At 66.8% G+C, this 24,709-nt stretch carries 24 protein-coding genes; 8 read left to right on the top strand and 16 right to left on the bottom strand.

What is annotated here, in order from left to right; translation table 11 throughout:
• Positions 1-42 precede the first annotated feature (42 nt).
• Positions 43-753 (top strand): alpha/beta fold hydrolase, encoded by a 711-nt coding sequence (locus VAR608DRAFT_RS09755; RefSeq protein ID WP_088953893.1) that lies wholly within the window; start codon positions 43-45, stop codon positions 751-753.
• A gap of 24 nt (positions 754-777) precedes the next feature.
• Here the strand turns inward: VAR608DRAFT_RS09755 and pobA are convergent, their stop codons facing one another.
• Entirely contained in the window at positions 778-1,950 is a 1,173-nt protein-coding gene (gene pobA, locus VAR608DRAFT_RS09750) for a 4-hydroxybenzoate 3-monooxygenase (protein WP_088953892.1), read from the bottom strand.
• Positions 1,951-2,044: 94 nt separating this feature from the next.
• On the opposite strand from pobA, the gene VAR608DRAFT_RS09745 reads away from it, so the two are divergent.
• Positions 2,045-2,989: a helix-turn-helix domain-containing protein gene (locus tag VAR608DRAFT_RS09745; protein ID WP_231973387.1), complete on the top strand. Its 945-nt coding sequence runs from the start codon at positions 2,045-2,047 to the stop codon at positions 2,987-2,989.
• Here VAR608DRAFT_RS09745 and VAR608DRAFT_RS09740 read toward each other — a convergent pair.
• The 8 genes from VAR608DRAFT_RS09740 to VAR608DRAFT_RS09705 are packed head-to-tail and all read right to left on the bottom strand — an operon-like array spanning position 2,959 to position 10,478.
• Complete coding sequence (locus VAR608DRAFT_RS09740; protein ID WP_088953891.1) at positions 2,959-4,365, bottom strand: amidase; 1,407 nt, start codon at positions 4,363-4,365, stop codon at positions 2,959-2,961. The genes VAR608DRAFT_RS09745 and VAR608DRAFT_RS09740 overlap by 31 nt on opposite strands.
• Positions 4,366-4,381: 16 nt before the next feature.
• Complete coding sequence (locus VAR608DRAFT_RS09735; protein WP_088953890.1) at positions 4,382-5,113, bottom strand: SDR family NAD(P)-dependent oxidoreductase; 732 nt, start codon at positions 5,111-5,113, stop codon at positions 4,382-4,384.
• 19 nt (positions 5,114-5,132) lie between these two features.
• The gene (locus tag VAR608DRAFT_RS09730; protein WP_088953889.1) at positions 5,133-5,888 is read right to left on the bottom strand and encodes an SDR family NAD(P)-dependent oxidoreductase; all 756 of its coding nucleotides are present in this window, start codon (positions 5,886-5,888) and stop codon (positions 5,133-5,135) included.
• Positions 5,885-6,709 carry a polysaccharide deacetylase family protein gene (locus VAR608DRAFT_RS09725; protein WP_088953888.1) on the bottom strand — a complete coding sequence of 275 codons (825 nt, stop codon included), beginning with the start codon at positions 6,707-6,709 and terminating at the stop codon, positions 5,885-5,887. The genes VAR608DRAFT_RS09730 and VAR608DRAFT_RS09725 overlap by 4 nt, the downstream gene beginning before the upstream one ends.
• Before the next feature lie 17 nt (positions 6,710-6,726).
• Positions 6,727-7,518, bottom strand: a complete 792-nt coding sequence (locus tag VAR608DRAFT_RS09720; RefSeq protein WP_088953887.1) for an ABC transporter permease — start codon at positions 7,516-7,518, stop codon at positions 6,727-6,729.
• The gene (locus VAR608DRAFT_RS09715) at positions 7,515-8,369 is read right to left on the bottom strand and encodes an ABC transporter permease (RefSeq protein WP_088953886.1); all 855 of its coding nucleotides are present in this window, start codon (positions 8,367-8,369) and stop codon (positions 7,515-7,517) included. Before VAR608DRAFT_RS09715 ends, VAR608DRAFT_RS09720 begins: the two co-directional genes overlap by 4 nt.
• A complete protein-coding gene (locus tag VAR608DRAFT_RS09710) occupies positions 8,366-9,433 on the bottom strand; it encodes an ABC transporter ATP-binding protein (RefSeq protein WP_088953885.1) in 1,068 nt (355 codons plus the stop codon). Before VAR608DRAFT_RS09710 ends, VAR608DRAFT_RS09715 begins: the two co-directional genes overlap by 4 nt.
• A gap of 13 nt (positions 9,434-9,446) precedes the next feature.
• The gene (locus VAR608DRAFT_RS09705; RefSeq protein ID WP_088953884.1) at positions 9,447-10,478 is read right to left on the bottom strand and encodes an ABC transporter substrate-binding protein; all 1,032 of its coding nucleotides are present in this window, start codon (positions 10,476-10,478) and stop codon (positions 9,447-9,449) included.
• Positions 10,479-10,606: 128 nt separating this feature from the next.
• Between VAR608DRAFT_RS09705 and VAR608DRAFT_RS09700 the strand changes: the two genes are divergently transcribed.
• Positions 10,607-11,158 carry a MarR family winged helix-turn-helix transcriptional regulator gene (locus VAR608DRAFT_RS09700; protein ID WP_088953883.1) on the top strand — a complete coding sequence of 184 codons (552 nt, stop codon included), beginning with the start codon at positions 10,607-10,609 and terminating at the stop codon, positions 11,156-11,158.
• Between the two features lie 54 nt (positions 11,159-11,212).
• Here VAR608DRAFT_RS09700 and VAR608DRAFT_RS09695 read toward each other — a convergent pair whose 3' ends face one another.
• The 4 genes from VAR608DRAFT_RS09695 to VAR608DRAFT_RS09680 form a co-directional block, all read right to left on the bottom strand.
• A complete protein-coding gene (locus VAR608DRAFT_RS09695) occupies positions 11,213-13,165 on the bottom strand; it encodes a sigma-54-dependent Fis family transcriptional regulator (protein ID WP_088953882.1) in 1,953 nt (650 codons plus the stop codon).
• 96 nt (positions 13,166-13,261) lie between these two features.
• A complete protein-coding gene (locus VAR608DRAFT_RS09690) occupies positions 13,262-13,768 on the bottom strand; it encodes an acetone carboxylase subunit gamma (RefSeq protein ID WP_088953881.1) in 507 nt (168 codons plus the stop codon).
• A gap of 24 nt (positions 13,769-13,792) precedes the next feature.
• Entirely contained in the window at positions 13,793-16,117 is a 2,325-nt protein-coding gene (locus VAR608DRAFT_RS09685) for a hydantoinase B/oxoprolinase family protein (RefSeq protein WP_088953880.1), read from the bottom strand.
• Between the two features lie 11 nt (positions 16,118-16,128).
• Positions 16,129-18,273: a hydantoinase/oxoprolinase family protein gene (locus VAR608DRAFT_RS09680; protein ID WP_088953879.1), complete on the bottom strand. Its 2,145-nt coding sequence runs from the start codon at positions 18,271-18,273 to the stop codon at positions 16,129-16,131.
• A 321-nt stretch (positions 18,274-18,594) separates the two neighbouring features.
• Between VAR608DRAFT_RS09680 and VAR608DRAFT_RS09675 the strand changes: the two genes are divergently transcribed.
• The 3 genes from VAR608DRAFT_RS09675 to VAR608DRAFT_RS09665 all read left to right on the top strand — a co-directional run bounded on the left by VAR608DRAFT_RS09675 (position 18,595) and on the right by VAR608DRAFT_RS09665 (position 21,105).
• Positions 18,595-18,858, top strand: coding sequence for a hypothetical protein (locus VAR608DRAFT_RS09675; RefSeq protein ID WP_088953878.1), 264 nt, complete (start codon positions 18,595-18,597; stop codon positions 18,856-18,858).
• 24 nt (positions 18,859-18,882) lie between these two features.
• Positions 18,883-20,007, top strand: a complete 1,125-nt coding sequence (locus VAR608DRAFT_RS09670) for a transporter substrate-binding domain-containing protein (RefSeq protein ID WP_088953877.1) — start codon at positions 18,883-18,885, stop codon at positions 20,005-20,007.
• A 129-nt stretch (positions 20,008-20,136) separates the two neighbouring features.
• On the top strand, positions 20,137-21,105 hold the full coding sequence (locus VAR608DRAFT_RS09665; protein ID WP_088953876.1) for a Bug family tripartite tricarboxylate transporter substrate binding protein: 969 nt from the start codon (positions 20,137-20,139) through the stop codon (positions 21,103-21,105).
• Positions 21,106-21,205: 100 nt separating this feature from the next.
• Here the strand turns inward: VAR608DRAFT_RS09665 and VAR608DRAFT_RS09660 are convergent, their stop codons facing one another.
• Positions 21,206-22,111 (bottom strand): DMT family transporter, encoded by a 906-nt coding sequence (locus VAR608DRAFT_RS09660; protein WP_088953875.1) that lies wholly within the window; start codon positions 22,109-22,111, stop codon positions 21,206-21,208.
• A gap of 57 nt (positions 22,112-22,168) precedes the next feature.
• Here VAR608DRAFT_RS09660 and VAR608DRAFT_RS09655 point away from each other — a divergent pair, with 57 nt between their 5' ends.
• Positions 22,169-22,396 (top strand): hypothetical protein, encoded by a 228-nt coding sequence (locus VAR608DRAFT_RS09655; RefSeq protein WP_088953874.1) that lies wholly within the window; start codon positions 22,169-22,171, stop codon positions 22,394-22,396.
• Positions 22,397-22,436: 40 nt separating this feature from the next.
• Here VAR608DRAFT_RS09655 and VAR608DRAFT_RS09650 read toward each other — a convergent pair whose 3' ends face one another.
• On the bottom strand, positions 22,437-22,658 hold the full coding sequence (locus VAR608DRAFT_RS09650) for a DUF7661 family protein (protein ID WP_088953873.1): 222 nt from the start codon (positions 22,656-22,658) through the stop codon (positions 22,437-22,439).
• A 50-nt stretch (positions 22,659-22,708) separates the two neighbouring features.
• On the bottom strand, positions 22,709-23,713 hold the full coding sequence (locus tag VAR608DRAFT_RS09645) for a helix-turn-helix domain-containing protein (RefSeq protein ID WP_088953872.1): 1,005 nt from the start codon (positions 23,711-23,713) through the stop codon (positions 22,709-22,711).
• Positions 23,714-23,898: 185 nt separating this feature from the next.
• Here VAR608DRAFT_RS09645 and VAR608DRAFT_RS09640 point away from each other — a divergent pair, with 185 nt between their 5' ends.
• A complete protein-coding gene (locus tag VAR608DRAFT_RS09640) occupies positions 23,899-24,690 on the top strand; it encodes an SDR family oxidoreductase (protein WP_088953871.1) in 792 nt (263 codons plus the stop codon).
• The last annotated feature ends 19 nt before the right edge of the window (positions 24,691-24,709 follow it).

Genomic DNA, 24,709 nt, shown 5'->3' with positions numbered 1-24,709 from the left:
GATGCTACCTACGTTCCGAACTCGATTTCTGAAGGTGCTTCGATGAGTCAAACCTGCGTCGTTCTCTTGCCCGGCCTGCTCTGCGATGAAACCGTCTGGCAGCGCCAGCGTTCGGCACTGGCGCCGGCGAACTGCTTCATTCCCTCCTATGGCACGGCGAGCTCGATCGGAGACATGGCGCGTGGCGTGCTCGCGGGCGTGCCGTCCGAGCGATTCAGCCTGGCTGGACACTCCATGGGCGGGCGCGTGGCACTCGAGATCATGAGAACCGCCCCCGAGCGTGTCGAACGACTGGCTTTGCTGGATACCGGCATCGATCCGCTCCCCGACAGAGAGGCCGGCATCCGCGAACGGGACCAGCGCATGGCCTTGCTTCAGATCGCGCGAGAGCAAGGAATGCGCAAGATGGGGGAGAAATGGGCGCGTGGCATGGTCCATGAAGACCACGTGGACACACCCGTATTCGCCGAGATCCTCGAGATGATCGGGCGCTGCACGCCCGCCCTCTTTGCAGCGCAGATTCAGGCCTTGCTCGATCGCCCCGATGCAGCGCCGGTTCTCTCTGCCCTGCGCTGCTCCACGTTGATCCTGTGCGGTCGCCAGGATGCCTGGAGTCCCCCGGCGCGCCACGAGCGCATGCACGAAATGCGCCCAGGCTCCCGGCTGGTCGTGATCGAGGACAGCGGGCACATGAGCACCATGGAACAGCCCGCGGCGGTGTCCCAGGCGCTCATCGAGTGGCTCAGTCGCTGAAGCGAGCCGGACGTCGATCGGCCATCAGAACGGCAACCCCACATAGTTCTCGGCCAGCACCCCCTTGGCCCGGTCGGACGACAGCAGGTACTCGAGCTCGGTTTTCTGCAACTCGTTGTCGTAGCCGCTGTTCTGCGGGAAGGTGTGCAGCATGGTGGTCATCCACCACGAGAAGCGTTGCGCCTTCCACACGCGGGCGAGCGCCTTGGCCGAGTAGTTGTCCAGGCCCGAGGAGTCGCCCTTGAGGTAGTGGTCGACCATCGCATGGTAGAGGTAGTGGATGTCCGAGGCAGCGGTGTTCAGCCCGCGCGCGCCCGTCGGCGGCACGATATGCGCGGCGTCGCCCGCCAGGAACAAACGCCCCCAGCGCATCGGCTCGGCCACGAAGGAGCGCAACGGCGCGATCGACTTTTCGATCGAGGTACCGGTCACGAGGCGCTCGGCGACTTCGGCCGGGAGCCGGCGTTTGAGCTCGGCCCAGAAGAGTTCGTCCGACCAGGCCTCCACGGTGTCCGAGAGCGGCACCTGGATGTAATAGCGGCTGAGCACCTGCGAGCGCATGGAGCACAGCGCGAAGCCGCGCTCGTGCTTGGCGTAGATCAGTTCCGGAGAGACCGGCTTGGTGCGCGACAGCACGCCCAGCCAGCCGAAGGGATAGACCTTCTCGTATTCCCGCAGGACGTCGGCGGGGATCGACTTGCGGCTCACGCCGTGGTAGCCATCGGCTCCGATCACGAATTCGCAATCCACGCGGACCACGTCGTCGCCCTTGCGATAGGTCACCCATGGTGCATCGGTGTCCAGATCGTGCGGCTGCACATCCTGGGCGTCATGAATCACTTGCCCCTTGGCACGATCGCGTGCCTCGTAGAGATCGCGCGTCAGCTCGGTCTGGCCATAGACCATCACCGAATGCCCGCCGGAGTATTTGTGCAGGTCCATCCGATCCAGGCGGCCATCGTGCGAGATGAAGAAACCATGATGAATCTCGCCCTCCCGGTCCATCCGCTCGCCGCATTGGGCCTCCCGCATCAGCTCGGCGAATCCGTGCTCCAGGACACCCGCTCGAATACGAGCCAGTACGTACTCCCGACTGTGCTTCTCCAGCACGATGTTCGAGATGCCCTTCAGATCGAGCAGCTGGGAGAGAAGCAGACCCGAAGGGCCGCCGCCGATGATGCAAACTTGGGTTTTCACGGGAAGTCTCCTGGTAGTGTCGCGCCGGGGATCGGCACGGGGCATACGTTAGGACTTGCAGGCCGCTCGCGGAATGGCTGCATCGGGTCAGTACTTGTACGATTCGAACATCATGCGCGCACCGGGTTCACATGCAAGCTCCATCCACTCGTATGGGCTCTTCGGCGAGGCGAGCCAGCTCCCCGACGTGCTGCATTGCGAGACGATTGCCGCACGCTCGGTGCTGCACAGCTGGGAACTGGCCTCGCACCGCCATTCGCGCCTGCACCAGCTGCTGCTGTTGCGGGAAGGCTCCGGCAAGGCGTGGCTGGAGTCCGATTCGATGGCGCTGGGCAGGCACACCCTGGTCAATGTGCCGGTCGGCGATGTGCACGCCTTTTCGTTTTCGCCTGGCACCCAGGGCTGGGTTCTGAGCCTGCCCGATGAGCTCGTGGCGCAGCAGCTGGCCCACGAGCCGATGCTGCGTCAATCGCTCGCACGCGCCGTTGCGATTCCGGTGAAAGCGGTCGTCGCGTCACAGTTGATTTCGCTCTTCACCTTGCTCTGGAAGACCTACGGCGACGATGGCGCTTCGGGACGATCGCTGCTCCTCACCGGCCTGGGCACGGCCGTGCTGGCACTGGCCGGCAAGGCTTTGGTGGAGGCTTCGTCCCGCGACAGCGATCTGGGGGGATCGCGGGTCCTGCGCCGCTTCGAAGCGCTGCTCGAGCGGCAGTTCGCCTCCGCGTGGCGAGTCAGTGACTATGCGCAGGCCCTGGGCGTGACGCCCGCCCATCTGAGCCGCGTTGCCCGCGGCGCCACCGGCCTGCCGGTGTCGCGTCTGGTGGATGCCCGCCGCATGCGCGAGGCGCGAAGACAACTTGCCTACACCACCGCGAGTGTTGCAGCGGTGGGCGAATTGCTCGGCTACGAGGACCCTGCTCATTTCAGCAAGGTGTTCAGCCGTACTTGCGGATGCTCTCCGCGCGCGTTTCGTGCAAGCGTCACCCAGCTCGCCGGTCGGTCATCTCAAAGGAGTGGGTCGGGCGAAGCAACCTGACCCAACCGGGCTTCGAGCAGTGCCGCGATGCCCAGCAGGAAGCGATCGTCATGCCAGCGCCCCGCGAGCTGCAAGCCGATCGGCAGGCCCAGGCGGCTCTTGCCGCAAGGCATCGAAAGCGCCGGGTGGCCCGTGAGGTTCATGGGATAGGTGTAGGGATACCATGCGCCGCGGATCGTGCCGGCCGGCTCGCCGGCGATCTCGACGCTGCCGTTCGGATCCTGCTCGACCGGCAGCGGCGGCGCCGAGACCGTGGGCGAGACCAGCACGTCGAAGCGCTCGAACAGGGCCTGCAGTTCAGCAAAGCAGCGGGTGCGCGCGAATCCCGCCTCGTGGAGCGCGACTGCGCTGTGTTCCCGACCGCGGCGCACCGCACCCGCAAGCGACGGATCGATCCGGGATTCGAAGCGTTCGAGCTGATCGCCGATGCGTGCCGCAAGAACCGATTCGAGCACGACGAGGAAATGCCGCTCGAGCGACACGAAGTCGAGCTCGACCGTTTCCACGATCGCTCCTTCGCGCTCCATCAGGCGCACCGCCGCAGTGCTTGCCGCCTCGACTTCCGGATCGAGCCGGTTGCCGCAGCGCGGCAGCCACGCGACGCGCAGTCCGTGCAAGGCCATCGGCACGGCCCTGCCGGACGGTGTCGGTGCCTGTCCGTACGGGTCGCGCCCGTCGCCGCCCCGGATCGCCTCGTACAGCAGCGCCGTGCCGGCAACATCGCGCGCCATCGGTCCGACATAGGAGTTGGCCGCGAACAGGTCGGGCGGCTGCAGGTTCGCCACGTGGCCGAGCGTCGGCTTGAGCCCGACGATGCCGCAGCACGAGGCCGGGATGCGGATCGAGCCGCCGCCGTCGGTTCCCAGCGCGATCGGACCCATGCCTGCGGCGACTGCGACCGCCGCCCCGCTGCTCGACGCCCCGCAGGTGAAGCGTGGGTCGACCGGATTCAGCGTGCGGCCGAAGATCGGCGCGTCAGCGCCTTGCTTGTGGCCGAACTCCGGCGTCGTGGTCTTGCCGATCAGGATCGTGCCGGCCGCCTTGGCGCGCGCCACCGGCAGTGCATCCTCCTGCGGCACGAACTGCTCGTAGAGCAGCGAGCCCATCGTGGTGCGGACGCCGGCCGTCAGCGTGAGGTCCTTCACCGAGTACGGGACGCCGTGCAGCGGCGGCAGCGCGGCCCCGGCCATCACCTGCTGCTCGGCCTTCCGGGCCGCATCGAGCGCCAGGTCGGCGGTCACGGTGATGAAGGCATTCAGCTCGCGCCGCGCCTCGATGCGCGCGAGCGCCGCGCGCACCGCCTCGACGGGCGACACTTCCTTGCGACGGATGCGCGACGCCAGTTCGCGCGCGCTCAGGTCGGCCAGGTCGGTCATGCATGTTCCCCTTTGTTCAGAGCATCCAGCGGCCACCGTCGACGAGGATCGTCTGGCCGGTGATGAAACGCGCTTCGTCGCTGGCAAGAAAGGCCACGAGCGCCGCCACGTCCGCAGGCTCCCCGACGAAGCCGGCGGGCGTGCCGGCGCGGATGCGGTCGAGCACCTCGGGCTTCAGCTGGTCGTGCGCACGGGTGCGGATCGCACCGGGACAGACGGCATTCACGGTCACGCCCTGCGGCGCCAACTCGCGCGCCAGCGCGCGCGTCAGACCGACGATGCCCATCTTGGCGGAGGCGTAGTCGGCGAGACCGGCGTCCCCGACGAAGGCTGCGTCGCTGCTCATGTTGATGATGCGCCCGCGACCACGCTCGCACATGCCCGGGGCGATGCGGCGCGAGGCGCGCATCGTGGTGAGCAGCGACACCTCGAGGACGAAGCGCCAGGTGCTCTCCTCGGATGCCGCGAACGGGCCGCCCTTGTCACGCGCGCTCTGACCCACGTTGTTGAACAGCACATCCACCGGCCCCAGCCCGGCTTCCAACTGGTCGAAGAATGCCGCGACTTTGCCGGCGTCGGTGCAATCGCCATCGAAGGCGAGCGCCACGCGGCCGGCGACCTCCTTGCAGTCGAGGTCCATGACGGCCACGCGGGCGCCCTCGTGCGCGAAGCGCAGCGCCGTCGCCGCACCGATGCCCTGGCCGCCGCCGGTGACCACGACCACGCGGTCCTGAAATCGTGCATGCATGTCGAACTCCCGCGGTGGCTCAGTGGAAGCTGCGCCCGCCGTCCACCGCGTGGGCGGTGCCCGTGACGTAGCTCGATGCGGGGCTGCTGAGGTAGAGCACCGCCTCGGCGAGCTCTTCGGGTCGGGCCACGCGGCGCAGTGCATAGCGCTGCCGGATGGCCTCGAGCGCAGCGGATGCGTCGTCCGCATCCTCGTAGCTGGTGCGCAGCAGCGGCGTATCCACCGCGCCCGGGCACACGGCGTTGACGCGGATGCCGTCGGCCGCCAGTTCCATGGCGAGTGCCTTGCCGAACATGATGACGCCGGCCTTGGTCGCGCAGTACGCGCTGCGGCCCGGCAGCGGGACCAGCCCGGCGGCCGACGCGACGTTGACGATGGTGCCGCCGCCAGCCCGCCGCAGATGCGGCACCGCCGCGCGACAGACGAGCATCGGCCCGGTGAGATTGACCGCGAGCGTGCGCGCCCAGTCCTCGTCGGCGATGCGATCGAGCGGCGTCAGGTGGTCCACGCCGGCCGCGTTCACGACCGCGTCGAGCCGCCCAAGCCGGGCCGCCGCCAGCGCCACGGCTTCGTTGACCCGGGCTGCATCCGCGACATCGCAGGCGACGGCCTGGGCGTCGCTGCCCAGTGCCTGCGCCGCCCGCATCAACGCGTCGCCGTCGCGGTCCACGACGCAGACCTTCGCACCCCGCTGCAATGCAAGCCGTGCCACCGCCAGCCCGATGCCGCTGGCCCCGCCGGTGACGAAGAAGGCGCGGCCCTCGACGCCCGTCATTTCTGCGCCGCCTCTTGCAGCCGGGGCCGCATGTCGTCGCTGATCCTGTCGCAGCGGTCGATCCAGACGTCCGGCTGTGCCAGGGCATGCTCGATCAGGCCCTCGAGCACCTTGATCCGGGAGGGCTGCCCGATGATCTCGGGGTGCATGCCGAGCATCATCATGCGGTCCTCGGCATGGAGCACGTCGAACTCGCTCTTCCACGCCTCCAGCACGGCCGAGGGCGCCTGCAGCGTGCGGCCGGGCAGGACGATCGAGTACTGCCAGAACGGCGCGTCGTCGAGCACCCAGCGGAACGGCAGTTCGACGATGTTCGTGCGCTGTCCGCCGATCTCCAGCAGGTAGGGCGAATCGTCATCGAAGAAGTTCGACGAATAGTCGAAGCCGTATTCCTCGATCAGGTCCAGCGTGATGTCGCTGAACTCCGCCGCCGGCGAGCGCCAGCCCCGCGGACGATGTCCGGTGATGCGCGTGAGCACTTCCATGCCCCGCTCCATCTCCTCGCGCTCTTCTTCCGGCGAGATGTTGACGATCCAGCGGTGGCTGTAGCTGTGGTGGGCCACTTCGTGGCCGCGCGCGACGACGTCCTTCACCAGGGCTTCGTTGCGTTCGGCCACCCATCCGGGGATGAAGAAGGTGGCGTGCACGCCGTAGCGTTCGAGCAGCTTCAGCACACGCGGCATGCCCACCTTCCATCCGTAGGCCCCCTGCGACATCAGGATCGGGCGCCTGGCGTAGGCGGGGTCGCGCGCCGTCCACATGGTCTCGGCGTCGAGATCGAAGGTCAACATCAACGGGAAGCCCTTGCTTGTCACCGGCATCGCGGCACTCCTTGCGGTCAAACGTATTTGTGAAATCCCGTCCAGCGCTCCGCCAGCACCAGCACCACGCCGGTGGCGGCGATCAGCAGCGTCGACACGGCCGCGATGCCGGGGTCGACGCCATGCTCGACCGAGGTGAAGATCTTCACGGGAAGCGTGCTCTGACTCGCCGACAGCAGGAATACCGTGACCGGCACGTTGTCGAGCGAGGTAATGAATGCGAACAGTCCTCCGGCCACCAGGCCGGGCTTCACGAGCGGCAGGGTGACGAGCCGGAAGCCCGTGGGCCCGTCGGCGCCCAGCACGCGCGCCGCGTCCTCCAGGGACGGGTCGACCGCCGACAGCCCGGCCAAGCTCGCACGCACCACATAGGGAACGGTGATCACGACGTGCGCGATCCACAGGCCCGCCGAATAGCCGCGCATGCCCGTGAGCGTGTAGTACTGCAGCAAGGCGACACCGAGCACCACCGACGGCAGCACCAGCGGCGCCATCAGCAACGAGGTGAGCATCTCCGAGCCCGGGACGAACTTGCGGTGCAGCGCGTAGGCCGCCGCCAGCCCGAGCACCAGTGACCCGCCCGTCGAGGCCAGCGCGAGCCAGAGGCTGGTCCATGCCGCGCCCAGGTAGTCGGCGTCGGTGAGCACGACCTCGAACCAGTGCAGCGTGAGACCCTGCGGCGGGATCGTCAGATAGGCCGTCTTGCTGAAGGCCGCCAGCACGACCACGAGGACCGGGATCTGCAGGAACACGATGACGGCCATGGAGACCGTTGCCAGGACCCAGCCCGGCCTGCCTTCGGCATTCATGCGCCACCGCTCCAGCGCTTGAGGATCCGGCTCGAGAGCCCGATGATGACGAGCGTCATGGCCGTCAGCGTGAAGGCCAGGGCCGCGCCGTTGGGCCATTCCAGCGTCTGCAGGAAGTCGTCGTAGATCAGCGTGGCCATCACCTTGTAGGTCGGGCCGCCCAGCATCCGCGGCGTGACCAGCGCGCTGATCGTGAGCACGAAGACGAGGATCGATCCCGACAGGATGCCGGGCGCGGTCATCGGCAGCGTCACCGACCAGAACACCCGCGGCCGGCTGGCGCTGAGCGTGTAGGCCGCGTTCTGGACGTCACGCGGAATGGCCTGGATCACGGGCACCAGCATCAGGACCATGAAGGGCAGGAAGATGTGCGACATGCCCAGCAGCAGCCCCGTGAGGTTGAACATCATCTTGATGGGGCGCTCGATCAGGCCCATGTCCACCAGCAGGTTGTTCACCAGCCCGCGATTGGCAAGCAGCGCGATCCAGCCGAAGGAGCGCACCACCAGGTTCAGCAGCATCGGAAAGATCACGAGCATCGTGAGCGCGAACCGCATGCGCGGGGTCGCGCGCGCCATGTAGTAGGCGAGCGGATAGCCGAGCACGAGGCAGATCAGCGTGACGCCGAAGCCGAGCTCCAGCGTTCGGACCACGACCTCGCGGTAGTAGTCGTCGGTGAAGATCTGGGTGTAGTTCTCGAGCGTCCAGCGGTCCGTGATGCCGGTGCCGGGCACGTACTCGCGCAGGCTGAGCGGCAGCATCAGCAGCACCGGCGCCGCGAAGACCAGCAGCAGGACCAGCAGCAGGGGCGACACGAGCGCCACGCCGGCGGGCTTGCTCTTGATGCTCATGCCGCGGCACTCACGTAGACATGGCGCGGATCGACCGCGACACGGATGGACGCGCCGGGCTCGAGCCTCGCGTCCGGGCCGTTGGTGGGCGCCTCGACGATCAGCTCCACGCCGCCGGCGAGCGCCACGACGTACTGCACCCGTGAGCCGACGAAGGAACGCAGGGCGACCTGGCCGGCATGGCCCTCGGTGCTCTCCGTGGCGATGCGGATGTCCTCCTGACGCACGACGATGTCGACCGTGCTGCCCACCGGCAGCCCGCCCGCCGCACCGAACGGCAGGCGCAGCCCGCCCGGGAGCTCGACCTCCCCACCCTGCCCATTGACGTGCGCCAGCCGGCCGCTCAGCCGGTTCGGCCGACCGATGAAGCTGGCCACGAAGCCGGTGGCGGGCCGATGGTAGATCTCCTCCGGCGTGGCGAACTGCTGCACCTGTCCATGGGCCATGACGCACACGCGATCGGACATCGACAGCGCCTCGGCCTGGTCATGCGTGACGAACAGCGTCGTGATCCCGACTTCGCGCTGCAGCCGCTTCAGCTCGATCTGCATCTCGTCCCGCAGCGCGGCGTCGAGGTTGGACAACGGCTCGTCGAAGAGGAGGATGCTCGGCCGCGGCGCGATCGAACGTGCGACCGCCACGCGCTGCTGCTGGCCACCGGACAACTGGCGCGGGAATCGGTTTCCAAGGCCCGCGAGGCGAACGCTCGCCAGGGCTTCCTCGACGCGGCGCTTCAGCGCATCGCCGTCGATGCCCTGCCGGCGCAGGCCGAAGGCGACGTTCTCGAAGACCGTCATGTGGGGAAACAGCGCGTACGACTGGAAGACCAGTCCGATGTTGCGCCTGTTCGGCGGCAGCCGCGTCACGTCGCGCTCGTCGATCAGGATGCGGCCGGAAGTAGGCTCGATCAGCCCCGCCACCATCCGCAGGATGGTCGTCTTGCCGCAGCCCGAGGGTCCGAGGAGCGAGACGAATTCGCCGTCGGTGATGCGAAGGGACACCGAGGCGACGGCGAGATGCTCGCCGTATCGCTTCTCGAGACGGTCCAGCGTCAGTCGAGGCATGCGCGGCCCCCGGTCAACGCGCCACTTCGCGCTGCCAGCGGCGGGTCCACTCGGGCAGACCCTTCACGACGGCCTCGGGGTCCGGAAACCACATGGCGTCGAAGGTGGGCCCGTTCGGAACGATCTTCGCCGCCTTGTCCGACAGCTTCACCAGCGTGTTGACCGGACCTGCATACTTGCGCTCGGCAAAGCAGGTCTGCCCCTGGCGCGAGAGCACTTCGTCGATGTACTTGAGCGCCAGCGCCGGGGACTTGGCGCCCTTCGGAATCACCAGCGCCGGGAAGATGCCAACGGCGCCCTCCTTCGGGTAGGCCACCGCCAGCGGCAGCCCCTTGTCGATGGCCGAGCCGGCCCGGTCGGGGTACCACACCGCCATCGTGATCTCGCCGCGCTCGAAGAGCGACACGATCTGATCGGCCTGCGTGTACAGCGTGACCGATTCCTTGGCGAGCGGCTTGATCGCCGCAAAGCCCGCATCCATATTCTCGAGCGTGCCGCCCTTGAGCTTGTTCAGCGCCATCAGCAGTTGCGCCCCCGAGGTGCCGCTGATGTCCCCGATGGCCAGCTTGCCCGCGAACTCGGGCTTGTAGAGGTCGTTCCACGACGTGGGCGGCGTCTTGACCTGCTTGGTGTCGTAGACGAGCACGGTGGCACCGGTCATGAACACGACGTACTGGTTGTCCTTGTCGAAGGCGCGCGGGGAGATCTCCTTCGCGTTGGAGAGCTGGCTGCGGTCGATGGTCTCGAGCAGCTTTTCGTTCTTCAGCTGCGTGGCCAGCGAGTTGTCGATGTAGACGACGTCGAAGTCGGACTTGCCGCCGGTCGCGCGAATGCCGGCCGCGAACTGCGCGGAACTCCCGAGCTTGAGCGCCACCTTGGCACCGGTCTTCTTCTCGAACTCGCCGATGTGACACGCCTTGGAGTCCTCGGCGAACGAGCCGCCGAAGATGCCGACGGCGAGTTCCTCGGCGCGCGCTGGGATCGACAGCAGGAGGCTGGTGGCCACGGCACCGGCGATCAGGACACGTTGCGGAAAGTACTTCATGAGCACCTCTCGAGTGGGAGTTTGACTAGCGTAGATCGTTTCCGCATATCTTTCAAGATAGCTTTCATGAAAGCTACTTGGGGTTTTCCCGTTCGAGTCGGGCGTCCGGTCTCTGCGATGATCGCGGCATGGACGCACGCGCTACGCCTTCGCACAAGAATCGGACGGGCTCGCGCCGCAAATCAGACGATCTGGTCGGTCGCGGCATCGCTCAATGGCGCGCCGAGCGGCCCGACCTCGACAGCTCCGGCAAGGAGGTCGTCGGGCGGCTGCTTCATCTCGAGGGCGTGGTGCTGCAGACGGTGAATTCGGCGCTCGCGCCGCACGGGCTCAAGTACCTCGAATACGCCGTGCTCGCCACCCTGCGGGTGTCGGGCGCCCCCTACTGCATGACGCCGTCCCAGTTGCAGGCCAGGTTGCTGTTCACGTCCGGCGGACTGTCGAACCTGCTCAAGCGCCTGGAACTCAATGGCTGGATCCAGCGCACGGACGACCCCAATGACGGCCGCGGCGTGCTCGTGAGCCTCACAGCAAAGGGCCGCCGGCTTGCCGACCGCGCCATGCCGGACCATGCGCAGGCCGAGCTGCGCCTGCTCAGCATGTTCTCGTCCGAGGAACGCGAGCAATTCGCCCAGTTCCTGGCGCGCATGATGGCCGGCAGTGAACCTGCGGATGCGTGACGCTTGCTGTCAGAGTCCGCGGGCCGAGGGCGGCAAGCGGAAGCTCGTCTCTATCTATCGCGAGAGCCCGTAGCGGTGCATCTTCGCGTACAGCGTGCTCTTGGCGATCTGCAGCCTGCGCGCGGCCAAGGTGAGATTGCCGTCGCTCGCGCTGATGGCGCGCCGGATCAGCACTTCCTCGCCCTCGGCCATCGAAACGGTCTCCGCAGGACTTTCAAATCCCGGCCCGGCGACCTCCAGTGACTCCAGGAACTCGCGCGGCAGATGATCGCGCGTCACGCTGGGGCCCTCGCAGAGCAGCACGGCACCCTCGATCAGATTGCGCAGCTCGCGCACATTGCCCGGCCATGGGTAGGACCGCAGCGCCTGCAGCGCGTCAGGCGCTATGTCGGCCGGCCCTTGCCCGTGCGCCTGCCGGAAGCGCTCGAGGAAGTGGCGCGCCAGCAGCTCGATGTCGCCCTGCCGCTCGCGCAGCGGCGGAATGCGAAGGCTCGTGACGGCGATCCGGTAGAACAGATCCATGCGGAAGCGCCCCGCCGCGATCTCCTGGCGCAAGTCGCGGTGTGTCGCGGCGACGAGGCGGAAGTTCACGCGGCGTGGGGCGTTCTCGCCCAGCCGATAGATCTCGCCCTGCTCGAGCACGCGCAGGAGGTTGGGCTGCATGTCCATCGGCATCTCGCCGATCTCGTCGAGAAACAGGGTCCCGCCATCGGCGGCCTCGATCTTGCCGATCATGCCGCCCTTGCGCGCGCCGGTGAATGCACCGTCGGCATAACCGAACAGCTCGCTGGCCAGCAGTTCGCGCGACAGGCCGCCACAGTTGAGTGCGACGTACGCTCCGCCACTGCTGCCGTGGATGCCGCGCGCGAACTCTTCCTTCCCCACGCCGGTCTCGCCCAAGAGCAGCACCGGTGTGCGCGTGCGCGTCAGCTGGCGGGCCTTGGCCACTGCGTCGCGCAGGCCGGGGTCGGCGGTGATGATGCCGGCGAAGGCGTCGGATGCGGCATCGATGCGAGGCGCGGCAACGGACGCGCCCCGACGCCCGAAGGCTGGCGGCACGACCAGCAGCGTACCGAGATGCTCGCCCTTGACCACCATGGGTTCCAGCCACTCATGTCGGACCCAGGGCGGCAAGGTCCCGTGCGCCCATTGCCGGCCGTGGGGGCGCGCCGCGAACTCGGGCATCCGCCGGCCGCTCGCCAGGTCGATGTGGCCCCCGGCCGCGTCGATCGCCAACGCCGCATGCTCGTTCGCCTTGATCGGATTGCCGCGCCGGTCGAACAGCACCACGCCGTCGCTGCCGGAGAGCCGCCCCATCGCATGCTCGAGCAGGCGGTAGCGGCGCTCCATCTCGCTGGCTGCGAGACGGCTCTCGATCCGGCTGGCCGCCGTGACGACCAGGGCGAGCGTCTGCCGGCTGTAGGTCCGCGACAGGCCCGAGGCGTCCAGCACGCCGACGATCTCGCCGTCCAGCGGATGGCGCAGCACCGTGGCCGAGCAGGTCCAGCGCTTGATGCCTTCGCAAAAGTGCTCGGCGCTGTGGATCTGCACCGGCTGCCCCACGGCCAGCGCGGTGCCGATCGCGTTGGTGCCGCAGATGACTTCGGACCAGGTCACGCCAGGCATCAGGTGGATGGTTTCGGCCGAATCGATCGCGGGAAGATCCCCTTCGGTGCTGAGGATGGTGCAATGGGTGTCGGCCAGCGCCATCAGCGTGCCGGTCTCGGCGAGAAAGTCGTGCGCGCATGCCATCACCGGCGCGCTGGCTTCGAGCAGCTCGCGCTGGCGTTCGCGCAGCAGGAACAGCTCGCCGTCGGACAGCGGCTGCGGGCCGCCGCGTGCACGCGGGTCGACTTGCGCGCTGAGGCAGCGCTGCCATGAGGCGTCCACCAGCGCACGCAAGGCCTCGGCCGGCCGCTCGTCGCCGCTCAGGAACGAGGCCCACGCCGCCATCACCGCCGCTTCGTCGCGGGGGTCCGAAAACAAACTCTGGCCGTCGGGACTCATGCTTGTCTCCAATGGCCGTGTGACCCGGCCTAGATCGCTTGCATCATAGTGCACGGGGCGGCGCGATGCGCCGCCCCGTGACTCAGTCCCACCGTCTCAGTCTGCGCGTGCCGGGAGGGGGAGATTCACCCAGTCCTTGTAGAAGGCCTCGATGTCCGGCTCGAAGTCGTGGATCACCGGGTACCAGGGCGTCGGGGCCTCGACATCGTGCATGGTCCCGCAGCTCGGGCAGTAGTACTCGCGATACACCTGCCACTGGGTGTCCGGGGCCATCAGCTTGGGATAGACCTCGGTCATCGCCTCGTCCGTGTCGCGCACGTAGAGGCTCGCGTGCAGCTTCCAGTTCTCCCGCCAGTCGCAGAAGACGTGGCCGCAATCGCATTTCGTGACCCAGCGCTTGGTCTTGGCGTCCTGCACGATGTAGAGGTGCGGGCCGAGCGGCAGCACGATGCGATCCTTGAATGTCACCTTGGCCTGCAGGGACGCCAGGTACTGCGCGAAGCGGCCCTGGTCCTTCGGCATCGAGAGCATGCGGAAGGTGGTTTCCCAGTCCAGGGTGCCGTCGACGAGGTGGGAGACCTGTTCGTTGGTGTAAGAGGACATTTGCTTGACTCCTTGATTGCGTGATTACTCTTCGACCTGCACGACGGTCTTGACGTCGGGCAGCAGCGACAGGTCCATGCGGTGCTTGGCGCCATAGGACGGCACGCCGAGCTCTTCCTCGCGCAGTTCCCAGTCGGCAGGCAGGCTCCAGAAGTCCTTGAACTGCTTCGTGAACTTCCCGGACAGCGCGAAGCTGGTGGCGAACATGTGTTGCACCTGGATCGAGGCGTGCTTGTTGAGGATGCGCTCGCGCTCTTCCTTCATCCACTCGCGGGTCGGCAGGGCACGGGCCAGGCGCTCCTTGCGGATCTCGGCCCGGCGGGCCTGGGTCTTTGCCGCATCGACCGTGAACACGCCCTTGGCGTCCTGCGTGAAGACGGCGCCATAGACCTTCTGCGCGTATTCCGGCAACAGGAACTTCTGGTTAAGGTCATTCTCGATCGCCTTCGGCTCACGATCGATCGGGTCGCCGAAGCCGGGGCCGCCACGCAGGTAGTTCAGATAGAGGTCGTGGTTGGCGTAGCAGTCCTCGGTGGTGATGCACTGCTTGTCGCGCTTGACCTCGGCCGTGGCGTCGATGTGGCGCTCGTAGTCCGGGGCGGACGGGTCGAGGTCGCCGCCCAGGGGCAGCGAGTCGCCGATCGCGATGCGCTTGTCGAGACCCGTGCCGTGCGCCTCGAAGCGGTAGCCGGTGGCGGACGGGTAGCCGCCCATCATCCCCCAGTCGCTGTTCATGAAGCCGTTGCCCATGAAGAACATCGTCCAGTCCTGGGCGTTCCACACCATGCGCAGGGTCTCGAAGCCGCAGCCGCCGCGGTACTTGCCGTAGCCGCCGGAGTTGGCCTTGACGTTGCGGCCCAGGTAGAGCAGCGGCTCGGCCATTTCCAAGATCTCGATGTCGCCCATGTCGCCTTCCGGGTTCCAGATGGCGGCGGCGTGGTTCAGGCCGTCCTTCACGGCGCAGGCGCCGGTGCCGCAGGAGCTGGCCTCGAAGCTGTTGACCGCATGGATCTCGCCGTCCTGGTTGATGCCGCCGCCCTGCAGCCAGTTGGAGGTGTTGGCGTTGCCGGCATTGACCTCCTCCAGGTAGCCGCGGCTGAAGTAGGACTGGCCGAGGCCGCGCCACAGCGCCGCCCAGCCCGAGACCAGGAAGTGCCAGGCGTAGGCGTGGCCGGTGCGGCGGTCGTCCGGGTTGCACCAGGTGCCCTTGGGCAGGCGGAACTCGGTGGCGAAGTAGGCGCCGTCGTTGATGCGCTGGGTCGGCACCAGGGTCTGGCACATCATGACCCAGATGCCGGACGTGAAGGCCACCTGGTGCGCGTTGAAGGTGTGCCAGCCCCAGCGGCTGGCGCCTTCGAAGTCGAGGCGCCACTTGCCGTCGGCCTTGATGGTCATCTCGCACGGCGAGTGCATGATCGAATCGAGCTTGGCGAAGGCGTTGGAGACTTGCACGTCCTCGTGCTTGTAGGGCACGTCGACGAAGGAGACCTTGCGGTACTTGCCGGGCAGGGTCATCGCCTTGATGCGGCTTTGCAGGCCGCGCCGGCCTTCCTCGATGACCTCGTAGGCGAACTTCTGGTAGGCCTCGATGCCGTCGGCGCGGATCACTTCCTCGACCAGCTCGCGGATCATGTGGCAGCCGGCGATGCGGGTCTTCTCGTCGAGGATCCAGTACTTCGGCGTGCGCACCGAGCGCTGCGACTCGTGCAGCCAGTCGCGCAGCGGCTCGTCGTTGATGCCGGTCTTGCGGCAGGTGATCATGTAGCCGTCGCCGAAGCGCTGGGTCTGGCCGGTGGACATCGAGCCCGGCGTCACCGAGCCGGTGTCGATGACGTGGGTCACGCCGCCGACCCAGCCGATCAGCCGGCCTTCCCAGAAGATCGGCACGATGGTGGCGATGTCGCAGGGGTGCACGTTGCCGATGGCGCAGTCGTTGTTGGTGAACATGTCGCCGGGGTTGATGCCGGGGTTGGCCTCCCAGTTGTTCTCGATCATGTATTTGATCGCCGCGCCCATCGTGCCCACGTGGATGATGATCCCGGTGGAGGTGAGCACGCAGTCGCCGACCGCGTTGTAGAGCGTGAAGCAGAGCTCGCCCTCCTGCTCCACGATCGGGCTGGCGGCGATCTTCTTGGCGGTTTCGCGCGCATGCACGAGGCCGCCGCGCAGCTTGGAGAACAGCTTCTCGTAGCCGATCGGATCGCTGTCGCGGAACGCGAGCTGCTCCAGGCCGTTGTAGTGGCCGGTGGCCTGGGTCCGCTCGATGATGCCGTCGCGGAACTGCTTGAGGGTCTGGCCGTTGCCCAGCAGATCGCCGAGGCCGAATTCCTTGTTGCTCATCATGTTCATGGCGTGTCTCCTTACTTGGTTTCCTTGAGGTGGAACAGGCGGTGCTTGTCGACCGTGGTCTCGAAACCGTCCGGCACCACGAAGGTGGTGGCATCCGATTCGATGATGGCGGGGCCCGTGATGTGGTTGCCGGCCTTGAGCGCTTCCATCTTCCAGAGCGCGGCATCGACCCACTTCTTGTGGCGGTAGAAGGGCCGGGTGCCGAGATAGGCCTCCTGGGGCGGGGTCGGGCCGGCGACGGCGTCTTCCGGCAGCACCGGCTTCTGCGTCACGACCATGCCGCGCAGGATGGCGCCGGTGATCGAGAAGCCCAGTTCCGGCGAGCGGGCGGAACTCGCGTAGACCCGGCCGTAGGTCGTCTCGAAGGCGTCGACGATCCGGTTCCAGTCGGCCGCAGAAGCGGCACTCGTCACGGGCGAAACGATCTCCAGATCGTTGAGCTGCCCCATGTACTGCATCTTGTAGCCGGGGATCAGGATGACGTCCTCGGGCTTGTAGCCGTTGAGCACGAACTCGTCGATGACCTTGACCGCCAGTTCGGACCAGGCCTCCTGCAGGGTCCTGCAGGCGGTTTCCTTGTCGGCGTCGGCGGCGTGCTGGGCGACACCGAGGTCCACCGACTTGTCGTAGCGGTACTCGAAGTCGGCGCAGGCGCAGCCGAAGGCCGAGAAGCCGGCGGCCCAGGCGGGCACGACGACGTCCTTGAAGCCGACGCCCCCGGTGTAGCCGTAGGTGTGCACCGGACCGGCGCCGCCGTACGAGAAGCAGGTGAACTCGGCCGGGTTGTAGCCCTTGGCGCTGATGTTGGCGCGCAGGTACTCGGAGAGCGTCAGGTCGAGCAGCTCGATGACGCCAGCCGCGGCATCCTCGACCGACAGGCCGAGCGGATCGGCGATCTGGGCCTTGATGTGCCGACGGGCACGCTCGACGTCGAGCTTGATGGCGCCGCCCAGGAAGTTGTCGGGGTTGAGGTAGCCGAGCACGACGTGGCAATCGGAGACCGAGACGGTGTCGAGGCCGCTTTCGGGCCAGCAGGTGCCGACGCGGTAGCCGGCGCTGTCCGGGCCGAGCTTGATCGACTTGCTGTAGGGATCGAGCCGCACGAAGCTGCCGGCGCCGGCGCCCACCGAGTCCATCGCCACCAATGGCAGCGACAGCACCAGGCGCGCCATGTCCGGGTCTGACTTGATCGCGAAATTGCCCTTGGTGATCAGCGCCACGTCGAAGCTGGTGCCGCCGATGTCGGAGCAGGCGATGTTCTCGTCGCCGAGCGCCTCGCCGAGCAGCTTGGAGCCGATGACACCGCCGATCGGGCCCGAGACGATGGTGCGCGCCAGTTCCTTGGCCTTCCAGCTGATGGTGCCGCCGTGCGTGGCCATGACGCGCAGGTCGAACTTGGCGCCGTGCTTCTTGAACCGGTCGCTCACCTTCTTCAGCGTCTGGCGCGAGGGCTCGGCGCCGTAGGCCTCCAGGATGGTGGTGTTCATGCGGTGGCTTTCCTTGCGCGACGGGTAGTAGTCCACCGAGGCGAAGACCGGGATGTCCACCTTCAGCCTGGCGAGCTCTTCCTTGGCGACGTCGCGGGCGCGCTGCTCGCTGCTCTCGTTCTTGTGGGACTGCAGCAGGCAGATCACGATGGCCTGGGCGCCGGCCTCCACCAGTTCGCGCGTGGCTTGGCGAACTTCGCCTTCGCGCAGCGGAATCACGACCTTGCCCTGCACGTCGGTGCGCTCGGTGACGCCGCGCGTGCGCGAGACGGGCACCAGCGGCTCGTCGTAGCGGTGGGTGTTGAGATGGATGCGGTCTTCCAGCGCATAACCCAGGTAGCTCTGCAGGGCGCGGCCCATGGAGTGGATCTGCTCGAAGCCCTTGTTGCAGATGAGGCCGACGTCGAGGCCCTTGCGCATCAGGATGCGGTTGAGCATGGCGGTGCCGGAATAGACGCAGGTCGCCAGCTCCGGATAGACGTCGTCCACCGTGCGCTGCCAGTGGGCCAGCGCATCCTGCGACGAGTTGTAGATGGCGAGCGATTCGTCGCCCGGGTTGCTCTGCGCCTTGCCGACGACGAAGCGGCCGTCCGAGCGAACGAAGAAGGTGTCGGTCATCGTGCCACCGGCATCGATGCCCATCACCTGCACTTGTGATTGCACTTCCATGAAGGGTCTCCTATAGGCCATTGATCGAATGAGCGTTGATGCGCTCGCGATCACTTGCGCATCGCCTGTGCCAGCAGGCGAAGAGCGCGCGGCCGACCCGCGCAAGTGCTTGATTCAAAAGGAGGTGCTAGGGGTTTACGAGAAGCTCTGGCGGGTCGCCGGAATGAACGCCCGAACGTTCGATTTCCGGTCGAACGTTCGATTTCCGGTCGAAGCAGCAGGGGGCTTGCACCTGTGGGCCTGGGCATCCGGGCTGGCACGTGCCATGCAGCGTGTTGCTCAAGCGGCAGCAGATCGCTGCAGCTGCAAAAGGAGAGCGTCATGAGCACGGAGACAATGGACCGAACCCAATATGAGTTGCGCTATCAATCCCTGTCGGATGCCGGACGCGCCCTGGCGTTTCAGTGCGATGCGGATGGCAGGGTCGATCTGAATGCACTCGGCAGAGCCACGTTCAACGACTACCTGTATGCCCGTGCCCTGGTCGGCCGGGACTTCGACTTTCCGTGCATCTGCTCGGTCGCAGCGACGACGCCTATCTCGATTCCGACGCTGTCTTCGGCGTGCACGCTTTACTCTGCATGACGATTGCACGATGATTTCCCGTCCATGAATCGTCCTGCCGGCTGCTCGGTGAAAGCTCGCGCGAGACCTTTTGCGCTTGCCGTTGCGCTCGCGATGTCGGCAATGCTCGCATTGCCGGCGTTCTGCGAGACGTCTGCGAAGCTCTCTGACAGGCCTCTGCGAGTCGCCACCAAGGTCATCGCGCCCTTTGTTCTTCCGGATACGGATCCGCCGGCCGGATTCAGCATCGATCTCTGGGCCGAGGTCGCGCGGCGCATCAATGTCCAATACCAATGGCTCGTCGTCTCCACCGTGCCCGAGTTGCTTCAGGCCGTGCGCGCAGGTGACGCAGACGTGGCCGTCGCCGCGATCTCGATCACGCCGGAGCGTGAGGAGCTTCTGGATTTTTCGTTTCCCTACTTCGACTCCGGGCTGCAGATCATGGTTGGCGCTGCGCACCAAGGTGCCATCCTGGCCTCGTTGCGTTCCTTTCCCTGGCTCGCGCTGGGCGAGTTGTTCGGCTTCGGGAGCGTCCTGATATTCGTGATGGCCAACGTGCTCATGGTGATCGAGAGGCGTCACGCCAACCCGAACTTTCGCAAACCCTACTGGAGGGCCGTCGGAGAAGGAATCTGGGGAATCATGCTGATCTTTTCGACCGGCGAGCATGGTGACCGCGACACCCCGCGCGTATGGAAGCGAATCGCCGTGGCCGCCATGTGGTTCCTCGGCGTCCTGTTGATCGCGCAGATGACGGCCACCGTCACCGCCATCCAGACCGTGGAGCGCCTGGAGTCGAGCATCCGGGATATCAACGACCTTCCGGGCAAGAAGATCGCAAGCGTCGCCGGAACGGTGGCGGGCGACGAACTGACGCAGCGGGGCCTTCCCTTCGTGCCTGCGAGGGATCTGGGCGATGCCGTGCGCATGCTGTCGCATGGCGACGTGGTGGCCGTTGTCTACGATTCGCCGACGCTGCAGTATCTGGCCGCGACTCAGGCGAGCGGTGCCGTGCAGGTGGTGGGGCCGATCTTTCGGCCCCAGAAGTACGGCATCGCCGTTGCCGAAGGCAGCGCGCTTCGCAAGCCGATCAATGAAGCATTGCTGAAGATCTACGACGACGGCACCTACGACCGCTTGCGCGCCAAGTGGTTCTCGAACAGGAAGTGAAGCCACCGGCACGTCGGTCCCGTCGTCACTGCGCTGCCGCACGATATAGTCGCCGGGCGAGGCCTCGCCCGGAATGTCGGACGCCTCGTGAATCCTTCAAACTTCAAGCAGAAAATCCCGAGGCATCGAATGCAACGACGTACCATCCTTCAAGCCGCCGGTCTGATGACCGTCCTCTCGCCCGTCTGGGCGCAGGAAAAGTATCCGTCCAAGCCGATCACTTTCATCTGCCCTTACGCAGCCGGCGGCGGCTCGGACCAGCGATCGCGGCAGATTGCGCGCTTCATCTCCGCGGAGCTCGGGGTTCCGGTCATCGTCGAGAACAAGCCGGGTGCCGGCGGCAACATCGGCACCGACTTCATCGCCAAGGCCAAGCCGGACGGCTATGTCATCGGGATGGGGAATTTCGCCCCTCTGTCGGTCAACGAGGCGATGTTTCCCAAGCTTCCTTTCAGCCCGGCCAAGGACCTGGTGCCGATCTGCCTGATCGAAAAGGGACCCCTGGCCCTCACGGTGCGGCCCGACTCGCCCTTCAAGAGCGTGAAGGACGTCATCCAGGCGGCGAAAGCCCATCCCGGCAGGCTGTCGTTCGCATCGGGGGGCCTGGGCGGATCTCACCATCTTTCGGGTGAACTGTTCAAGTCGACCGCGAAGATCTCGATGACCCACATCCCGTATCGAAGCGGGGCGCTGGCGACGACCGACCTGCTGGGCGGACAGGTCGACCTGATGTTCGAGCAACTCTATTCCGCGGCGCCGAACATCCAGGCCGGGAAACTGCGGGCCCTGGCCATCACCAGCACCAAGCGCTCGCCTCTGTTCCCGGACGTCCCGACGATGATCGAGGCCGGCGTGCCGGGCTTCGAGGTCGAGAACTGGCAGGGCCTGATCGCACCGGCTGGCACGCCGAAGGCCATCGTCACGCTGTTGAACGGCGTCGTGAACAAGGCGCTTCAGGATCCCGAGATCCGCAAGCAGATGCTCAGCCAGGGCAACGAGGTCATGGGCGGAACACCGGAGCAGTTCGCAGCCTACATCACTGCCGAAACTGCCAAGTGGAGCAAGCTCGTCAAGGCAGCCGGCATCAAGCCGGAGTAGGCTGGCCGGGGCCGGGCGGCCGGCGGCCGCCTGGCGTGGAAGGGTTCAAGGCTTCGAACCTGCATCGAAGTCTCCATCCGGCCCGAATTCTGCTCTCGTCTCAAGTCGTCCTCTTGGCCCAAAGTGCCAACGCGCCACTCGCAAGACCGACCCCTGGAATCACCAAGGCCATCGCAATCATCGTCGTTGCGGTCACCGCCTCGCGCAGCCACCAAGCTGCTCCGGCCGCAGTGACCACGGGAATCACCGCAAGGGTCAGCGATGCCGCAACAGCGCCCAGGCGCGCGATGGTCGCGGTGTAGGTGACGACGCCCAGAACGCCCGCAACGATGCCCTGGCCCACGAACTGGAACACCACGTCACCCCAAGGTGCGCTGACGAGTTTGGGCACTCCGGTCATTGCCAGAATCGGCAACAGGATGATGGTCGAGCAACCATTGACGAATGCGGCACCCTGCAAGGGCGTCATCCCGCTGAGCCTGAAATAGAGAGAGTAGGCCGCCCAGAGTGCAGCCGCGGCCACGAACAGCAAATCACCGCGCCATGTCCCCGAGCTATCGCCAAACGCGCTCAAGCCGAAGACGAGCATGCCGGAGGCGATGAATCCCAGCCCGAGAAGCCTCCAGCCGTCCAGCTTTTCGCCTCGTAGCAGCCAGGCGCCAAGAGCAGTGAACAGGGGCACTCCGCCCGCCAGTGCGAGCCCGATATGCGCAGCAGGAGCCCATTGAGCGCCAGCCAATACCAGCAGTCCGAATGGGAGTCCGCCGCCTAGCACCATGATGAGCAAAGTCTTGATCGACGCCGTCGGGGGTATGAAGCCGGCTTTGAAGTACAGGGGGCTCAAAAGGAGCGCGGGAACGCCGTATCGCATCATCACCATGTCGAGCGGCCCGAGCGATGTAGTCACTCCATGGCGCGACACGAGTTGCCAACTGCTGCCGACGACGACGGCGGCGACACCGGCCATCAATCCAGCGGCGAGTTGGCGTCCGATAGGAAGGGTCATACCGTCGGCCGAGCGCCCGACCGCGCCATCCTGAAAGCTTCAGCGGTATCGTGAGCCATGGCAATTCATGTCGAGTGCTGCGCTGGCCATCTTGGCGAGCCGGAACCTCTCGCCTTCTGGCTCGGTGAGCGCCGGCTTGCCGTACGCGACATCGTTGACCGCTGGTTTGGGCCGACACAGCGCTGGTTCAAAGTCGATGCAGATGACGGGAACCTGTACGTCCTTCGGCTCGACGAGAAGACCAGAGACTGGGAACTGGCTGCCTTCACGCTGGGGACCGGCTGAGTCCTGGGTCGCGTGATATCGCAAAGCGTCGCCGCACGCATCAGACGAGACGGCGCACGTCGCCGTTGGTCGGCGTGGCGTTTTCGTGGAACAGGTCGTACAGATACTGCTCCAGCTCATCGTCGGGGATGAAGTCGGGCACCACGAAGCCCGCAGGGCTGCGCTTGCCGTCCGTGCCGTGGAGGAACGCAACCCAGCGGGAGGCCGTGCGCTCGACGGAGTAGATGCGGCCGAACACGTTGAAGCGGTGGACGGTACTCATCGCACGCAGTGTGCCACGCGCCGGCGGCCATCGCGCCCTTGGCCCGGTGGCTATCCGCCGAAGAGACGCAGCGTCTGGCCGGGCCGCTCGCCGAAGCGGCGCCGGTAGTGGGCGGCGAAATGGCCAGCATGGAAGAAGCCGTAGTGCTCGGCGATGCGCGCCACGGTATCGCTGCCGGAGCCCGGCTCGGCGGCCCGCAGCGCCTGGCGCACCAGTTCCAGCCGCAGGCCGCGCCAGTGGCTCATCGGGCTCTCGCCGGTGGCGTTCAGGAAGGCCTGCTGCAGGCTGCGTGCGCTCACGCCGACGTGGCTGCACAGATCCGCCAGCGTCAGGGGCTCTGCGGCATTTGCACGCATGTAGTCCTGGGTGCGGCGAACCACGCGCGGCAGCAGCGGACGTCGGCCGGCATCCAGCAACGCCCTGTGGTTGTGCGGCAACTGCAACAGCAGGGAGGAGATCAGGTAGGCCTCTGCCTGCCGGGCGAGCACCGAGCCGGAGAACCCCGGGTCCGCATCCAGCGTGCTGCAAAGGTAGCGCACGAAGGCGGCGATTCCGGCCACGGGCGTCGCGTTCAGGTCCACGCCGGGCTCGAACACCAGCGACCCGCGCGGTTCCTGCTGGGCCAATTGCTCGAATTGGCGGGCCACGGCCGCCTGCGACAGCTGGACGATCAGTTGCGGGCTGTCGGCTGCCCAGCGCATGTGCAATGGCTCGCTGGGCGACGGCAGCGAGGCCACGCCGGTGTCGGAGCGAAGCTCCCGGCCGCCGCACCAGACCGTGGCGCCACCGCGCACCGGGATCTGCAGCAAGTAGAAGGTCCCCAGGTGCCCCGGGTCGATATCGACCGCTGCGCCGTATTGCACGTAATTCAGGCTGCAGCCCTCGCCCAGCGGCGCGCTGTGGTGGCGCGCATCGAGCAGTTCGCCCGCGTGGCAGGGATTCAGCGCATGCGGGCAGAACACGCGCGCCACGCTCTCGCGCGCCTGGTCCACATCGCGGGTGTGGAACAGGACGTGGCGCGAAAGCGGCAGGGGTTCGGTCTCGATCGGGTCCATCGCGAGGCCAATGCTGACGCAGCGCCCGCTACTGCGCAACCGGGCTCCCCCGGGGCCGCCCCCCACTCTGCCCGCGCGGCGCAAATTGCTGCGTTTTCGGGATGTTGGCTGCGCCTGGCGGATGCCGCGCCGCCGCGCCAGCGCCTATCTTTGTTCCACGTCAAAGACAACCAGGAGACAACAGCATGTTCAAGGGTTTATCCGGCAAGGCAGCCATCGTGACCGGCGGCGCCACGTTGATCGGCGCCGCCGTGGTGCGCGCGCTGCACGAAGCGGGCGTCAAGGTGACGCTGGCCGACATCGACGCCGCGGGCGGCGCCCGGGTGGCGGCCGGGTGCGGCGAAGGCGTGTGGTTCCGCGCCACCGACATCACCGACGACGCACAGGTACAGCGCTGTGCCGACGAGACGGCGGCGCGCTTCGGGCGGCTCGATTTCCTGGTCAACCTGGCCTGCAGCTACGTGGACGAGGGCCTGGCCTCCGGGCGCGCCGACTGGTTGGCGGCGCTCGACGTCAACGTGGCCAGCGCCGTGATGATGCTCAAGGCCGCCCTGCCCCACATGCGCCAGGCCGGCGGCGGCGCGGTGGTCAACTTCACCAGCATCTCCTCCAGGGTCGCGCAAACGGGCCGCTGGCTCTACCCGGTCAGCAAGGCCGCGCTGGTGCAGCTGACGCGCAACATGGCGATGGACCTCGCGCCCGAGAAGGTGCGCGTCAACAGTGTCTCGCCGGGCTGGACCTGGTCGGCCATCATGAACCAGCTCACCGGCGGCGACCGCGCGAAGACCGACCGCGTGGCCGCGCCCTTCCACATGCTGCGCCGCGTCGGCGACCCCGAGGAAGTGGCGCAGGTGGTGCTGTTCCTGTGCTCGGACCACGCCAGCTTCGTGACCGGCGCGGACTACGCCGTCGACGGCGGCTACTCGGCCATGGGCCCCGAATCCTTCGAGCCGGCCATCCCCAGGCTGATGGCCTGACCCATCCCGCAAACCCACC

The sequence above is a fragment of the Variovorax sp. HW608 genome (assembly GCF_900090195.1).
GTDB lineage: Bacteria > Pseudomonadota > Gammaproteobacteria > Burkholderiales > Burkholderiaceae_C > Variovorax.
This window is presented reverse-complemented; position numbering and strand designations above follow the sequence as displayed.

Bases quoted from the DNA above. Each gene is read 5' to 3' on its own strand.
- VAR608DRAFT_RS09755 (WP_088953893.1), top strand. From the start codon at position 43: ATGAGTCAAACCTGCGTCGTTCTCTTGCCCGGCCTGCTCTGCGATGAA.
- VAR608DRAFT_RS09740 (WP_088953891.1), bottom strand. From the start codon at position 4,365: ATGACCGACCTGGCCGACCTGAGCGCGCGCGAACTGGCGTCGCGCATC.
- VAR608DRAFT_RS09735 (WP_088953890.1), bottom strand. From the start codon at position 5,113: ATGCATGCACGATTTCAGGACCGCGTGGTCGTGGTCACCGGCGGCGGC.
- VAR608DRAFT_RS09730 (WP_088953889.1), bottom strand. From the start codon at position 5,888: ATGACGGGCGTCGAGGGCCGCGCCTTCTTCGTCACCGGCGGGGCCAGC.
- VAR608DRAFT_RS09725 (WP_088953888.1), bottom strand. From the start codon at position 6,709: ATGCCGGTGACAAGCAAGGGCTTCCCGTTGATGTTGACCTTCGATCTC.
- VAR608DRAFT_RS09720 (WP_088953887.1), bottom strand. From the start codon at position 7,518: ATGAATGCCGAAGGCAGGCCGGGCTGGGTCCTGGCAACGGTCTCCATG.
- VAR608DRAFT_RS09715 (WP_088953886.1), bottom strand. From the start codon at position 8,369: ATGAGCATCAAGAGCAAGCCCGCCGGCGTGGCGCTCGTGTCGCCCCTG.
- VAR608DRAFT_RS09710 (WP_088953885.1), bottom strand. From the start codon at position 9,433: ATGCCTCGACTGACGCTGGACCGTCTCGAGAAGCGATACGGCGAGCAT.
- VAR608DRAFT_RS09705 (WP_088953884.1), bottom strand. From the start codon at position 10,478: ATGAAGTACTTTCCGCAACGTGTCCTGATCGCCGGTGCCGTGGCCACC.
- VAR608DRAFT_RS09700 (WP_088953883.1), top strand. From the start codon at position 10,607: ATGGACGCACGCGCTACGCCTTCGCACAAGAATCGGACGGGCTCGCGC.
- VAR608DRAFT_RS09695 (WP_088953882.1), bottom strand. From the start codon at position 13,165: ATGAGTCCCGACGGCCAGAGTTTGTTTTCGGACCCCCGCGACGAAGCG.
- VAR608DRAFT_RS09690 (WP_088953881.1), bottom strand. From the start codon at position 13,768: ATGTCCTCTTACACCAACGAACAGGTCTCCCACCTCGTCGACGGCACC.
- VAR608DRAFT_RS09685 (WP_088953880.1), bottom strand. From the start codon at position 16,117: ATGAACATGATGAGCAACAAGGAATTCGGCCTCGGCGATCTGCTGGGC.
- VAR608DRAFT_RS09680 (WP_088953879.1), bottom strand. From the start codon at position 18,273: ATGGAAGTGCAATCACAAGTGCAGGTGATGGGCATCGATGCCGGTGGC.
- VAR608DRAFT_RS09675 (WP_088953878.1), top strand. From the start codon at position 18,595: ATGAGCACGGAGACAATGGACCGAACCCAATATGAGTTGCGCTATCAA.
- VAR608DRAFT_RS09670 (WP_088953877.1), top strand. From the start codon at position 18,883: ATGAATCGTCCTGCCGGCTGCTCGGTGAAAGCTCGCGCGAGACCTTTT.
- VAR608DRAFT_RS09665 (WP_088953876.1), top strand. From the start codon at position 20,137: ATGCAACGACGTACCATCCTTCAAGCCGCCGGTCTGATGACCGTCCTC.
- VAR608DRAFT_RS09660 (WP_088953875.1), bottom strand. From the start codon at position 22,111: ATGACCCTTCCTATCGGACGCCAACTCGCCGCTGGATTGATGGCCGGT.
- VAR608DRAFT_RS09655 (WP_088953874.1), top strand. From the start codon at position 22,169: ATGGCAATTCATGTCGAGTGCTGCGCTGGCCATCTTGGCGAGCCGGAA.
- VAR608DRAFT_RS09650 (WP_088953873.1), bottom strand. From the start codon at position 22,658: ATGAGTACCGTCCACCGCTTCAACGTGTTCGGCCGCATCTACTCCGTC.
- VAR608DRAFT_RS09645 (WP_088953872.1), bottom strand. From the start codon at position 23,713: ATGGACCCGATCGAGACCGAACCCCTGCCGCTTTCGCGCCACGTCCTG.
- VAR608DRAFT_RS09640 (WP_088953871.1), top strand. From the start codon at position 23,899: ATGTTCAAGGGTTTATCCGGCAAGGCAGCCATCGTGACCGGCGGCGCC.